The following is a 13,616-nucleotide window of genomic DNA, read 5'->3' on the forward strand; positions in this document are numbered from 1 at the left end:
TTAAAAAAAAGCAGGGACGGTCCGGTTTTCGATAACCGCCCCCAAGGTCATATATTCAAATTCTGTGAGACGTGCATCGTTCCTACGTCGCACTCTACACCCCACGGGACAAGAGAACCGTCCCCATGTCCCGCCTAAATCAACATCAGCTTCGCGCCGTTCATCAACCCGATTTCTTGGACGGTCTGGTTGATGTTCAGGATGGTGCCGGTTTTTCGGTCACAGAGGATGGTGTCGTGTGTTGCTGAGAAGTATCCTTGTGACAGTTCGGTCATGGTGCCGGCGAGCAGGTAGACGACTTCGTGCAGTTTGCTTTCGAGCGGCAGGAATACGTCGTATGATTTTTCAGAGGCGGGGATGAAGACCTCTACTAGCACCTTATCCATGGTACGCTACCTCCTCTTGCATGCTTTCTACTGAGGATAACAGCTTCACAAGTGTTGGTTTTCCTTTTTTGACGACATAGCCGAAGCCTGGCGGGATTTCCTGGTACATATCGTTTGTTACCTTGCCGAGCTTCATGACGTACTGGTCTGTGATGCCATTGCCTGACCAGATGAAATCGCTAAGCGATACATGCTGTTTAAACCAGGCCTCGAACGAAATCGAGCTCAGTTTATCGGCACTGTCGGAAATGATCAGGTTGACGTTGAGGCCATTGCCTTTTTCAAGGAAGACCTTGAGTTTATCCTGTCCGTCCGGAGACAGATACATCATCAGATCAGTGAAGGAATCAATGATGCAGGTGATGTTGCCGAACACTGGCGGCTGTTCGCCTGCCTCGATGGCATCCTTCGTACTATTGTTGCGGTGCACGAGCGTGTTGAACAGGTAAACGATCGTATCTTCAAGTTGAGATGCGTCGGAAATGTACTTATAATCCTGCGTGCGGCCCGCCGCAAAGTGCTCATTAGGGTCGATGACAATCAGCTCCCTGCCTTCAGAAGCGTTGAATACTTCAGCTGCACCCTGCATGAAACCTGAACATTGATCATTCTGCATGGCGGTCACGACATTCACATAGTTTCCAAGAAAATCGAAGTAAGCAGCCTTCAAGGAATTTTTCTCGATGCCGACTGGCACTTTATTGCTGTTCATATTCCTTGCTTCATCACGCAAGTAGTCCAGATTCACTTTTTCCGGCAGGATCGGCACGCGCGTTGCGGCCGGCTGCGTCCATGAATCTCGCAAGCCTTTGCAATAATCGGTTATGAAGCTGTACATATTGTCTATATCGCTTGTGATATGAGCTGTCTGGAATTCATATGTCGTATCGCTCTTGAAAATGCCGCGGCCTTTCGATTTGGAAGGGAACACTCCGTCTGTATTGCCCAATACGCCCGAGTATTCACTCTGGTCATTCAACTGGAGCACATACATCTGCTTGAAGTTCTGCAGCAGCCTGTAGCGTATCGCTCCCGTATTGATTGCGGTGACGATGAAGTAAATGCCATACTTCAGGCCTTCACGCGTCAGGAACGAAATGCCTTCCTCCAGCTCCTCGAACATCTCCGAGAACGCCGCGTAATTGTGGATTGCTACAACGATCGATGGCAGGCTCTCACCCGACATTTCGTTGTAGGTGATAAAATCACCGCCGTAATTAGAAAGCAGCTTTTTCCTCCGTTCAATCTCGCTGGTCAGCAGCTTGAACAGGTTGTGGATCTTCTCGCTTTCATGCGAAAGCATGACATCGCCGACATGCGGCGCTTCCTTGAACCAGGCAAGCGTTTCGGAACCGAAGTCAAGCAGGTAAAAATTCACTTCGTTCGGCGTGTGTTCCTCCATCAGTGAGTACAGCATCGTTGTCAGGAATGTCGTCTTCCCGCTTCCTGCAATGCCGTAGATTACAGCGTTTCCTTCCTGGATGATTGGCATGCGCATGACCATTTGCCTCTGGTTCGCCGGATCATCATATTCACCGATGATTGGGTTCAACGCAAAACCTTGCTGGATAACGTTATACTTCTTCTTCAATTTATCAACGTAGATGAGCTCAGGAATCGGTTCAAGCCATAGCTGGCGGACCTTGATGTTCTCCTGCTCTGCCATTCTCGCCAGGTATTCGGTAATCTCATCGATTTGCTTCGGCGGATTTTTCACCGTGGATTTGCGCTTATCGATACGGGCATTTTTAATGACGCGGCCGAGATCATCAATCACAACGACACTGTCATCTTTATGCTTTTCGACTCTGTCGGACGGATAATACGGTGCCCCAGCCCAAGCCGACTGCCCAAGTTCGAATAATTCATTGAAGCCGACCTGGAGATAGAAGCGTCCGGTCTGCTTCAGTTCTGCAGCATCTGGGCGTTTGATGACTTCCATACTGTCCGCTTTTTCCTGCACTTTTAGTGAGATGCGGAATTTACTGTTGCTCCAGATCTGGTCGTCGACGACACCTGATGGCTTTTGTGTCGCCAGGATCAGGTGGACGCCAAGGCTTCGGCCGATACGTGCCGCACTGACAAGCTGCTCCATGAACTCAGGCTGCTGTGCCTTAAGCTCGGCAAACTCGTCGGAAATAATGAACAAATGCTGCAGCGGCTCTTTCACCCTGCCTTCGCGATATAACTTCTGATATTTATAAATATCGATATTACTCTGGTCAACAACACGGCTTGTTTCGCTAAAAATGGCCTGGCGGCGCTTTAGTTCACTCTGGATTGAAATCAATGAACGGTTGACAGCGGCTCCATCGAGGTTCGTGATCGTCCCTGCCAGATGCGGCAGGTCTTCGAAAGCATTCGCCATGCCGCCTCCCTTATAGTCAATCAGGATGAATGCAATTTCGTCGGGATGATAATTGACCGCAAGCGATAAAATGAACGTCATGATGAATTCACTTTTACCAGAACCGGTCATCCCGGCAATCAACCCGTGCGGACCATGGTATTTTTCATGCAGATCGATCATGAACGGATCGCCCTGCGTATCGACACCGATTTGCGTCTGGATCGTATGGACAGGATTGTTTTCCTTCCATTTCGTCAACGCATTCAGATGTTCGATCTTACCTACACCAAACATTTCCAGGAATGTCAGCATATCAGGCAGGGTATAAGCTTTCTGTGAGGTATTCAGCTGGATATTGGCTAATTTTACAGCCAGTTCTTCCGCATCCTCTTCCAGATAGCTGTCTGCGTTGAACCCTATATATTTCCCGGAAATATCGTCCTTGTCATAGATTTTTGAAAAACTCTTGTCGAGTTCGATGACATTGCTACATTCCTTTGGCAGGTTTTTCAGCTCGTCATAAAGAGTGACAAGACTGAAACTGATATTCTTCTTTTCTTTTAAAATCTGATTGATCATCTCAGCCTTTGAAGCGAGACTCTTGCTCATCGAGAACACGATATAATGCTGTTCAATTTCCGCAAGATCTTCCTCATCAAGAGCCTGGCGCGCACTGATTTCTTTTTCAAAATAAGCTGAAAGCTCTTTGATTTCATTGGCGTCTGTGGCAACGAAACGGATCGTCTTGCCATCATCCCAAACATGCGGCAGCCATTTCACGAAATTCCATGTATGATGCTCATGTTCATCGTATATGAACACGAGCTTTAACTCGTCATAGCTATGCAATGCTGTCAGCTGGAATATCAGACCCTGTACGAAGCTCTTCACTTCTTCCCTTCTGCCAATGATTCCGCTGATCCGTTCCTCCGTCAGGTCGACAGTGACCGGCACATCCTTTAATATTTGCGGCTTCTCTACGATTTGATATAGCTCATCCTGAAGATTGTCATCCTCAAGCATGAAGCGTTTCTCAGGATATTTGATTTCCGCGTTCAGCGGCAGGTCTCCAATTCCCAGGCGTACTTTAAGGAAATCATTCTGCCCGATTCCTCGCTCCCAGAGATTGCGCTGGCGACGCTTGATTCTCGTCAGGCAGTTTTCAAGGGTGACGTGATTTTCGAACAGGATTTCGCTCTGGTGCTTGCACTCCTCCTCAATCGCTTGCTTCATTTCCGCCAAGTATTTCGAATATTTTTCCTGGCGGATGCCCTCAAGCTTGATGCGGCGCTTTTTTTCATATTTCTTTGTTAAAATCGGCCAGAGTACCGTACCGATCATCATGCTGATTGACATCACCAGTGTCGGCATCGCCGACATAATATCCCCACCCCTACCCATTACGCTTTGCAAAACCAGTAGACCGGTGAAAAGCGAAGCCATACCCATCGTGATCGACGGACCAAGCAAAAGCATCAATGGCGTTTCATCAATATTCGGCTGCGGAGGCGGCGGATCGATTTTTATCGTCGTTTCTTCAATATCACGCTTGAAGCGCGGAGAACGGTAAAAAAGTTGATCATTTTCTTCTTCAATATGTATTTCATCGAGGTTGAGTTCTTTTTCGACTACAGGTTTTTCGGCAATGAATGAATTGAATGCATTCCGGTCTAGGAATACCGACTTATGCGGATTGTTCAGCGACAATAGACGGCCGTTGAAAATGATTTTGAGACCCATGATGAAAATGACATCCCCAACAGCCAGTTCCTGTTCCCTGATTCTTTCTCCATTGACATATGTACCGTTGGAACTGTTGAAATCCTTGATGACTGCTTTGCCATTGCTGCTGTACTCGATGACGCAGTGAGAACTTGATACCAGTTTGTTCGAAAAACAAATCTGGCTTTCCTGCGAACGACCGATTTTAATGGAATTGGTAGTTACGATATGTTTAGTGAATTCATTGCGGTCCGCCGTTTGCGGCTCGACATAGACTAGAGCAGATTGATGATCGCTGCGGTGAATACTATATGTTTTGAATGGTTCAATGAGGACCTTTGATTGTATTTCGTTGGCGTTATCCTTTAAATAGGCATGTTTGTTGGATTTCAGGTACCATTGGCCTTCTTCCGCTTCAACAGCCAGCATATCGACCGGGTTATTTTCTTGATCTTCCGTATTCAGTATGTACCTTCCTGTGACTCGTTCAGGCAAAACGAGATCGAATACCCGATTCCGGTCAAAAAGTGTGAGAATCAACTCAATTCCTCCCCAGCCCTAGATATCTGTATTTCAACAGTATGTAAAGTGAAAACTTAATTTTTTACCATTTTATCTCAAAAAGTGTAATTTTACATCAAACCTTGGGTGCATCTCTAAATATATAAATATCTTACAATATCAGGAATTATATTCAACCAATTACCCCCTTAACTGGAAAAATAGGGATTTTAGTCCTATTTTTGCTTTTAGCTAGTAAGGAAAGAGTGGTGTTAATGTATGAAGTTAATAACCCACATACAGAAAACTAGTTCTTTTTACCCCATCCACACCCATTTCAAACCATTTATATCTAAAAAATCCCAATATTTTTTACAAATATTTGCAGGTTATCATTGGGATTTTTTCAAAAGGCATACTATAATCAAAGAATCTAAATAAATGAGCAGGTGATTCAAATGAAGATTAATGTAGGCCAGGCGTATTCGCAGGCAAATAGAATCAGTGGTTACGCACAGGAATTGAACGAGATTAAAAGCAGGCTGCAGGACTTCAAGGGGAATCTTAACAGCGGATGGCAAGCGCAGGAAATGACATACATCAATAACGCGATCAATAACATCAGTAGGGAGATTTCCGAGTTGCAAACGCTGCTTTTTTCAATCGGACCGGATATCGTCGCAGCAGCGAATGAAATCAAAAGGGAAGAAGAAGCAAGAGAGGCAGCGGAACGGGCAGCCGCAGAAAGAGCCGCGAAGGCAAGGGAAGCACGGCTGAATAATACCGGCTTGCGGTAAGATAAACGGGACATGGAATGATGCGTTCAGGCCTGTCCCCATTTTTGCATAATAAAAAGGCGGCAGCCTCCGCTATGTAAATAAGCAGAATCATACACGCCTTCTGTGGCGATGCCCGGCTCTACTGGATCTAAGCTGGGCATTTTTCATTTCTAATTCGGCAATAGTCACACAGCTGAATTACGTTCCCTCCAATCTGTTTGTTTCAATCTTTTTTCACTTAACCGGCTCTTCTTCCCTTTCCTCTTTGCGGTATTTCATTTTCGTGGCTTCGCCGCCTCTCAAGTGGCGGATCGATTTATGATAATCAAGAATTTCTTTTACTTCATTGGCAAGGTCAGGGTTGATCTCAGGCAATCTTTCTGTCAGGTCTTTATGGACTGTACTTTTGGATACGCCAAACTCCTTCGCTATGACGCGAACTGTTTTCCTCGTCTCCACGATATACTTTCCAATCTTGATTGTTCTCTCTTTGATGTAATCGTGCACACCACTCGCCCTCCCTAAATTGGATGTGAGAAGTGTGAAATGAGACTCGCTTTTATCTGCTAATACTGCTTTCCGCAAATCGGTTGCGGCAGAAGGGAGATCCTTCTGGATATTACGAAGATTAATCATGTCCCCGGCTGAATCCTCATATTGTTCAAACGATTCCTCACCTCAAACACTCTCTTTGTCAGGTTTGTAACATTTTATTAGCTTGGTTGAGGATATATGCACGAAATAAGCAATAGGGACAAGGTATTGTGAAGTTTTTTGAAAAATTGAACTATTTTATATAAGAAAAACTTTCCTATATACCCAAATATGTGTACATAAAAACCTGTTTCTTTACGAATTTCTGTTGAGGAGTTTATTTTATTGGGGGAGAAAAAGAATTGATTACCTACAGACAGACTAGAAAACAAAGAATCAGAGAGCAAAAACGCAAAGTGACCTTGAAACGAAACAGAAAACTGATCGGTGCAGCTGTAGCCGGATCGGTGGCGGCAGGATTGCTGCTAGGCTTTGCACAAAAGAAAACAGATGCCGTCGGATCCTTTTATACCGTCAAAAAAGGAGATACGCTTTACAGCCTTGCCAAGCAATATGATACATCGGTCGATATGTTGAAGGAAGTGAATTCACTAACTTCAGATATGATTAAGACTGGACAGCGAATTGAAGTTCCTATAGAGACAGAAGCAGGAATTTACGTTGTTAAAAAAGGAGACACTTTGTTCTCCCTGGCTAAAAAATACGGAGTAACCGTTACAGATTTGAAGAAAGAAAACAAATTGGTTGCCGATTCCATTTATGTTGGACAAACCCTTACAGTGCCGACTCATAGCTTTGTAACGAATGAAGCAATATACGCCGTGAACCCTGGCGACACACTGTTCAACATCTCGCAGCGATTTGGTGTCAGCTTGAAAGAATTAAAACAGGCTAACGGTTTAAAGCAGGACATGGTACTGATCGGCCAGCAGCTGATCATACCGGGCGATATCGAATTCATGGAAGCAACCATCACCGGAGCAGCGGATAATTTCACCGTTGAATTTGAGACTGACGGTAAAGCCATTCCGTTGAAGGTTTCTTATAAGACCGCACGAAAGTATGAGGAACTGGCAGGACAACAAGTGCTTGCTGCTTATAAAAATGGCGCATTGATCAATATTCAATAATATAAAAATGCTTAGAGCTGCTCTAAGCATTTTTCTTATCTCCATATGAGAAAATAAGCACCAGCAGCAATAAGTGATATTGACATGGCTGCGACACTTTGTTTAACACTTTTGTCCAGGAGGTCAAGACCACCATAAAACCAGCCAATAAATAAGATAGATACCCCGATATGTTGAATAACAGGAATGAGGGCTATCATCCCTGAAAACATCAATAAAAAACCTATATATCTAAATCCATCGTCCAGGTAATATAATGGGCTTTTTAAAGAGGCTTTAATTTCTGCTTTCTCCTCTTCATTCAATTTTCTGTATATCTGTATAAAACGAAAAATCGGTACACCCCATAACAATACCAAAAACACTATTTGCACGGCATCCATGCATTTCCCCCATTTTCATAACAATAGAATGCAACCAAACTCTTCAAAGAGTAAAATACATATTTTTACACTATAATCATTATATGAAATTATCGAGAATGAATCTATCGCGAATCGCCGAGCGATATGAGTTATTTCTATTCAAATTTCAATCAATCTCGTATCGCTGGCCGATACACTGCTTCCACTTAAAACTGCATCGACCTCATCTGACTTTCGGTGGCCTTTATCAGCTCACCCCAGGTAGAATGCCCACGATCTTTAAACTGTTGCAGCAGCTCAGTGAACAGATACGCAGTGGTCAATGCATCACCCACAGCACTGTGGCGATCATAAATTCTAGTTCCGAATGCCATTGCATATCGCTCTAAATCACGCATATCATAGGACGGGGCAATAAAGCCAATCAGGTCGAGCGTATCGATGGTAAACAGCTTTTTCAGCGCAAGTTTTTCACGCTTCAGCTCGCTTTTCAGCACAAGATGATCAAACCCGACATAGTGGCCGACAAGGCATACCGCTTCGTGGGATCCCACATAGTCAAAGAAGTCCTGTATCGCCTCAGTTGCCAGCGGTGCGCCGGCAACTTTTTCATCCGTAATTGATGTCAGCTCGATTATTTCCCGAGAAATTTGTCGCTCCGGGTTAACATATGTCTGAAAACGATCATTTTCCATCACCTTAATCCCATTTACCGGAACACCGCCAATTTCAATCAGCCGATCCGTGCTCGCCACCTGAAATCCCGTCGTCTCCGTGTCGAAAACAACAAAAGTTAAGTCATCGATTTTAGTCGATAAAGGAATCTTCTCATACATAAGCGGGCAGGAAATACTCTTCCGTTGAAAAAACATGCCAGCCTCCTTTCAAAGTGCCTTCTTTTTCAAGGTGCCTCAAGGTGCCTGTCACCACCCGAAATTTGTCGAATCCATTATTGGCATGGATTTTTACCATTCCTATAACTTCGGGAGGTGCCTGTCACCACCCGCTTTTTGTCGAACGGTATTATACGGAGAATCTGGCAAATACCATTCCCTGTAGTTCGCGGAGTGTTCTCAGGCTCAGGATGAGTTCGTCTTTTTGTCTGGTGGACATGGTGGCGAAGGATAGGACGGAGCTTCCGCCTTTATTTGCCCATCTTTGCCTGATATAAAGGTCCAGGATATGGTTGAAGGCCTCTTGTACATCTTCCGCAAACCCTTCAGTAAAAATGCCCTTCTCTCTTAAGCTAGCGATTTTATCTAGTGGTGTCCCCGGGATTTCACCGTAATAGAGCGATAGGATTTGCAGGCTGTGATGGAAGGGAAACAAGATTTCTTTTTTCATATCGATGCTTTTCCTGCCGAGTTTGAACAGTGCGCGAATCGGTTCATCCAGCGTCGGGATTTCCTGCTCTCGTTCTGCCTGGACCATACGATAGAGGAAGATTTTCGAACGGTCGAGCAGCTCGGCGATTTTTGCTTCGAACTCTTTGTTTACTTCTTCACTTCCTGCCACGAAACGATAGGAAAAGAAGTTATGTGCCAATAGAAGGTTTTCATTCGTCGATTGCAGCATCCATTTACGGACGCGATCCTGCCACTGCAATACGTTTCCCCTCCACTGCTCCTCACTGGACATCATCAAGCCCTTGCAGCGGGCGTATCCTGCAGTTTCGAGCCTTGAAGTGATTTCTTTCCCCAGTTTTTCGAAGTAGCTGTGATCATTCGTATCCCCATACACAAGGAAATGGTCCTGGTCCGTCAGCATGAACTGCTCCCCGCGCCCGGCAGAACCCATTAAATAGAACGCAAAAGGAGCAGGTGGCTCAAGTCCTTGCTTGCGGAGTGCCGAAATAGACAGCTCGACTGCCCTGTCTATTAATCGGTCGTAAAGCTTTGTAATGATGTCCAACAATGCGATTGCTGGAACGCGATCTCTTAGCAACGTTTCGGTCATTTCATAGATTGCTGCCTTAACCTCAGGCAAACTCGTTTCCTCAGCCTCATCTATCTTCTTTATTGTCCTCATCACACTGTCGTTCTTTTTCCTGAGTAAATCGGTCAGTGTGATGACCCCCGAAATTCCCCCATCATCGACCACGGGTAAATGCTTGATCCCGTTCAGCAACATTTTAGATAAAGCATCATAATAGTAGGCGAACCTTGATATCGTCACAGGATTTTCCGTCATCACCTGCCTGGATGGCCCGTCAAAAGATATCCCTTTTGAAACGACCCGCCCGACGATATCTCGTTCTGTTATGATTCCCTTCAGCTCAGCACCCTCGACCACCAGCACAGAACTGGTTTTCCTTTTAACCATTATCTGGGCAGCTTCCTGAATGCTCGTATCAGGAGTAACAGACGCGACTTTATCACTCATCAAATCCTGGACTCTTGCTAAAATCGTCTCACCCTCACCTATTCCTTTTGCCATTTTCACCTGCTCGGCAAGCGATCCGTACACATCTTTCAACCTAATCGATACCTGGGACAGCAGGTAATCATGGACATCCTGGTCATCCCATCTCTTTGCAAGTACAGAAAAAGGAATAAGCAGTGCCTGGACTTCGTCAACAGCCCTTACCTCGACATTGGCCTGCGTTTTCTCGGCACTACTAAATCCAAGGAATTCGGCCAGACTTGAAAACCCTACAATTTCACCTTTTTTGATGACTTCAAGCACTTCTTCCTGTCCGGCTGCATTTTCCACGAATACCTCGGCATTTCCTTGTAAAATCAACAAAAGCCCCTGACGAGGAGTATTCGCCTTGAGCATCATTTCGCTTTTTCCATAGGTAAGAGCTTCACATTCCTCGACAAGGGAAAGGGCCGTGCGTTCGTCCACCCCCTGGAATAGGGGGTGGAACTGCACAGCCTTCCAGATTTCCTTATACTGATTTTGTTGCATCGTCATTCATCCACACTTCGCCGTTCTTGTAGCTCATCTGTTCAGGATAGCGAAGGTCGAGTACTTCCTCCTGAATTTTTTGCGAAGGTGCTGGTGTCGCAAGCGATACAATCACATTCGCAAGGATTGCAGCCGCAGCGCCGAATACGCCAGCTCCAGTGTCGATAATGCCAAGGATCGTGAAGCCGCCATACTTCGCAGCAAAAATATAACTCAATGTCACGGCAAGACCGACGAGCATACCTGCAATAACACCCTGGGAATTTGAACGCTTCCACCATACACCAAGAATCAATGCAGGGAAGAACGTTCCACTTGCCAGCGCAAATGCCCAGGCAACGATTTGCGTGATTGCACCTGGAGGATCAAGGGCGATCAGGCCCGCAAACAAGGTAGCAATAACGATTGACATACGCGCTACATTCAGGCGTGTTTTTTCCGTAGCGTTTGGCTTCATGACACGGTAGTATATATCGTGTGCAAAAGCCGACGAAATAGCGATCATCAAGCCGCCGGCAGTTGAAAGCGCCGCGGCCATAGCGCCTGCCGCTACAAGCCCGATAACGAATACGCCAAGGTTAGCGATTTCCGGTGTCGCCATAACGACGATATCGTTTGAGATGATCAATTCACTCCACTGTAGGACACCGTCGCCATTACCATCGGCAACCTGCAGCTTTCCTGTATCGACCCATGTTTTCGTCCAGGCAGGAAGCTCACTTATTTTGCTGCCGGCAACCTTTGTCATCAGGATAAAGCGTGAGAATGCCGCGTAAGCAGGTGCTGAAAGGTAAAGCAAGCCAATGAACAGCAATGCCCATGCGCCTGACCAGCGTGCAGCCTTCATCGTTGATACCGTATAGAAACGGACGATAACGTGCGGAAGTCCCGCAGTACCGGCCATCAGTGTAAACATAAGGGCAAGGAACTGCCATTTCGTACCGTTCGTGAATGGCGCGAAGTATTCCGAGATCCCAAGCTCACGGTCGAGCTCGCCCATTTTTCCTACTAGCTCACCATAAGAAAGCCATGGTAGTGCGCTGCTTGTCACCTGGAGAGACATAAAAATGACCGGAATCAAGTAGGCAATAATCAAAATTATATACTGCGCAACCTGTGTCCATGTAATCCCCTTCATACCACCGAATGCAGCGTAAGTCGCAATCAGCACCACACCGATCATCGTGCCGAGCTTCGCATCGATTTCGAACAGTCGCCCGATAACCACACCGGAACCGGAAAGCTGACCGATCGAATAGGTGAAGCTGATGATGATCGTTGAAATGGCCGCAATGACGCGAGCCGTATGGCTATTGTATCGGTCACCAATAAATTCAGGAACCGTGTATCGCCCGTACTTCCTGAGCTGTGGCGCCAGCAGGAAGGTCAGCAGCAAATATCCGCCTGTCCAGCCCATGATATACGCAAGGCCGTCATAGCCGAGCAGCATGATCGTACCGGCCATTCCGATGAAGGAAGCGGCACTCATCCAGTCAGCGCCGATCGCCATCCCGTTAAAAATTGGAGGTACGCCGCGGCTGGCAACATAGAAGTCAGACGTTTGCTTAGCTGTATTGTAAACCGCAATCCCGATATACAAACCGAATGTAGCTAAAATAATAGATAATGAGACCAAGAATTGTGTATCCAAAGTTCTCCCCCTTATTCAAACGCTCTTTTTTTCTTTCTCCGTGATCTAGTGGTCCAGGCTCTTTCCTTCGCTCAGCTTGACGTTCTTCTCCTCATCGATTCCATACTTCTTATCGATGCCATCGCTAAGCTTGGCATTGACAAACAGCAGCACGATAAATGTGACCACTGCCCCCTGCGCTCCCATGAAATAATGGAACGGGAAGCCGCCGATCGAAATCTCACTCAGCGGTTCGGCGATCATGACCGCACCGAACGAAACGAGGAACCAGATGATGAAATAAATGACCATATTACGGGTTTTTTCACGGAAATACGCGTCAGCAACTGACTTATCAATTTTCTTCACATTTACACCCCTTTGGTTTTGCTAATCCCCTTTGTATAATCCTTCATGAATGACAGACACAGCATTGAATCAGAAAGCTTGCCCCACTCCTTTTTTATGGATTTGTTTTATATGAACCTTGCGCCAGGCAAGATCGATACCTACTAGAAAAGCGGAAGCGCCTTGGTCAGCCCCGACAAGCGCTGGAGGGCCTGACAGTGAAGTCGTTTTTTGACTTCATTGGCAGGATCGAAATCGAAAAGTATAGCCGACTGCCCAGAAACGCAGAAACTGGAGACTCCGACAAAGAAGCGCTTTTTGCTTCTGCGGGCGGAGTTGAAGTTTCGGAGTTTCTAGGAGGCGAAACTAGACAAGCGTCTCGAGGGGGTAGGCGCTGTAGCTAGACACTAAAATAAGTTAAAAATTTATATATTCTAATAATACGAAATCGGAACCTGGGTGGATTAACTTAAGCTGAAGATGAACTTCACTGTTTCGAAAAACGGAGCCGGGACCATGATGATCTGGATGAGGAAGTAGAGAAATATGCTCAGGAACGGAACTGCCAGGTAAATTAATTTGTTTTTTCTTAAGCCCATGAAAAGGCTAATGCCGGTAATCACCAGCAGGCCGATTAGAATGATCAAGTTGATTCCTCCTATGTAAAAGTTATCTTGCATATAAATGAATAATTATTTATTTAACTAAATCTTTAGAAAATTTAATTTAATTATCCATATAATGTCCAGGCAGGTCAATACGTTATTTCTAAAAAATGTAATCGCTTTCTATGTCGATTTTTTTCAGACCGTGGTAAATCCGTTAGTCGCAGTAAGGGTTAGGGGGTGTCAGAGGTAATGAAGTTTGTCGAAAAAAATTTTTCAGCTTGTTTCCATAGAATTGCACTGTTTGTAATGATTTTACAGAATAGTAAAAGGAA

12 protein-coding genes are annotated in these 13,616 nt (G+C 45.5%); 3 read left to right on the forward strand and 9 right to left on the reverse strand.

Annotated features, from left to right (window positions below; translation table 11 throughout):
* Positions 1-134 precede the first annotated feature (134 nt).
* Complete coding sequence (locus LGO15_RS22970) at positions 135-386, reverse strand: methyltransferase (RefSeq protein ID WP_167831135.1); 252 nt, start codon at positions 384-386, stop codon at positions 135-137.
* Positions 379-4,998, reverse strand: coding sequence for a type VII secretion protein EssC (essC, locus tag LGO15_RS22975; protein WP_226086175.1), 4,620 nt, complete (start codon positions 4,996-4,998; stop codon positions 379-381). Before essC ends, LGO15_RS22970 begins: the two co-directional genes overlap by 8 nt.
* 419 nt (positions 4,999-5,417) lie before the next feature.
* On the opposite strand from essC, the gene LGO15_RS22980 reads away from it, so the two are divergent.
* Entirely contained in the window at positions 5,418-5,756 is a 339-nt protein-coding gene (locus LGO15_RS22980; RefSeq protein WP_226086176.1) for a hypothetical protein, read from the forward strand.
* Positions 5,757-5,972: 216 nt separating this feature from the next.
* On the opposite strand, the gene spoIIID is transcribed toward LGO15_RS22980, so the two are convergent.
* Positions 5,973-6,245: a sporulation transcriptional regulator SpoIIID gene (gene spoIIID / locus LGO15_RS22985; RefSeq protein WP_031307660.1), complete on the reverse strand. Its 273-nt coding sequence runs from the start codon at positions 6,243-6,245 to the stop codon at positions 5,973-5,975.
* Between the two features lie 389 nt (positions 6,246-6,634).
* Between spoIIID and LGO15_RS22990 the strand changes: the two genes are divergently transcribed.
* On the forward strand, positions 6,635-7,423 hold the full coding sequence (locus tag LGO15_RS22990; RefSeq protein ID WP_226086177.1) for a LysM peptidoglycan-binding domain-containing protein: 789 nt from the start codon (positions 6,635-6,637) through the stop codon (positions 7,421-7,423).
* A 35-nt stretch (positions 7,424-7,458) separates the two neighbouring features.
* Here the strand turns inward: LGO15_RS22990 and LGO15_RS22995 are convergent, their stop codons facing one another.
* The 5 genes from LGO15_RS22995 to LGO15_RS23015 all read right to left on the reverse strand — a co-directional run bounded on the left by LGO15_RS22995 (position 7,459) and on the right by LGO15_RS23015 (position 12,697).
* Positions 7,459-7,806, reverse strand: a complete 348-nt coding sequence (locus LGO15_RS22995) for a hypothetical protein (RefSeq protein ID WP_226086178.1) — start codon at positions 7,804-7,806, stop codon at positions 7,459-7,461.
* A 188-nt stretch (positions 7,807-7,994) separates the two neighbouring features.
* Positions 7,995-8,660, reverse strand: a complete 666-nt coding sequence (locus LGO15_RS23000; RefSeq protein WP_226086179.1) for a 3'-5' exonuclease — start codon at positions 8,658-8,660, stop codon at positions 7,995-7,997.
* A 151-nt stretch (positions 8,661-8,811) separates the two neighbouring features.
* The gene (locus tag LGO15_RS23005) at positions 8,812-10,698 is read right to left on the reverse strand and encodes a DUF294 nucleotidyltransferase-like domain-containing protein (RefSeq protein ID WP_226086180.1); all 1,887 of its coding nucleotides are present in this window, start codon (positions 10,696-10,698) and stop codon (positions 8,812-8,814) included.
* Entirely contained in the window at positions 10,679-12,349 is a 1,671-nt protein-coding gene (locus LGO15_RS23010) for a sodium:solute symporter family protein (protein ID WP_226086181.1), read from the reverse strand. Before LGO15_RS23010 ends, LGO15_RS23005 begins: the two co-directional genes overlap by 20 nt.
* A gap of 45 nt (positions 12,350-12,394) precedes the next feature.
* A complete protein-coding gene (locus LGO15_RS23015; protein WP_226086182.1) occupies positions 12,395-12,697 on the reverse strand; it encodes a DUF4212 domain-containing protein in 303 nt (100 codons plus the stop codon).
* 197 nt (positions 12,698-12,894) lie between these two features.
* Between LGO15_RS23015 and LGO15_RS23020 the strand changes: the two genes are divergently transcribed.
* The gene (locus tag LGO15_RS23020) at positions 12,895-13,080 is read left to right on the forward strand and encodes a hypothetical protein (RefSeq protein WP_226086183.1); all 186 of its coding nucleotides are present in this window, start codon (positions 12,895-12,897) and stop codon (positions 13,078-13,080) included.
* A gap of 60 nt (positions 13,081-13,140) precedes the next feature.
* On the opposite strand, the gene LGO15_RS23025 is transcribed toward LGO15_RS23020, so the two are convergent.
* Positions 13,141-13,323 (reverse strand): hypothetical protein, encoded by a 183-nt coding sequence (locus LGO15_RS23025; protein WP_167831127.1) that lies wholly within the window; start codon positions 13,321-13,323, stop codon positions 13,141-13,143.
* Positions 13,324-13,616 lie beyond the last annotated feature (293 nt).

Source organism: Mesobacillus sp. S13 (genome assembly GCF_020422885.1).
Taxonomy (GTDB): domain Bacteria; phylum Bacillota; class Bacilli; order Bacillales; family Cytobacillaceae; genus Mesobacillus; species Mesobacillus selenatarsenatis_A.

Excerpts from the sequence above, each read along its gene's own strand:
- LGO15_RS22970 (WP_167831135.1), bottom strand. The coding sequence starts at position 386 with ATGGATAAGGTGCTAGTAGAGGTCTTCATCCCCGCCTCTGAAAAATCA.
- LGO15_RS22980 (WP_226086176.1), top strand. The coding sequence starts at position 5,418 with ATGAAGATTAATGTAGGCCAGGCGTATTCGCAGGCAAATAGAATCAGT.
- LGO15_RS22995 (WP_226086178.1), bottom strand. The coding sequence starts at position 7,806 with ATGGATGCCGTGCAAATAGTGTTTTTGGTATTGTTATGGGGTGTACCG.
- LGO15_RS23000 (WP_226086179.1), bottom strand. The coding sequence starts at position 8,660 with ATGTTTTTTCAACGGAAGAGTATTTCCTGCCCGCTTATGTATGAGAAG.
- LGO15_RS23005 (WP_226086180.1), bottom strand. The coding sequence starts at position 10,698 with ATGCAACAAAATCAGTATAAGGAAATCTGGAAGGCTGTGCAGTTCCAC.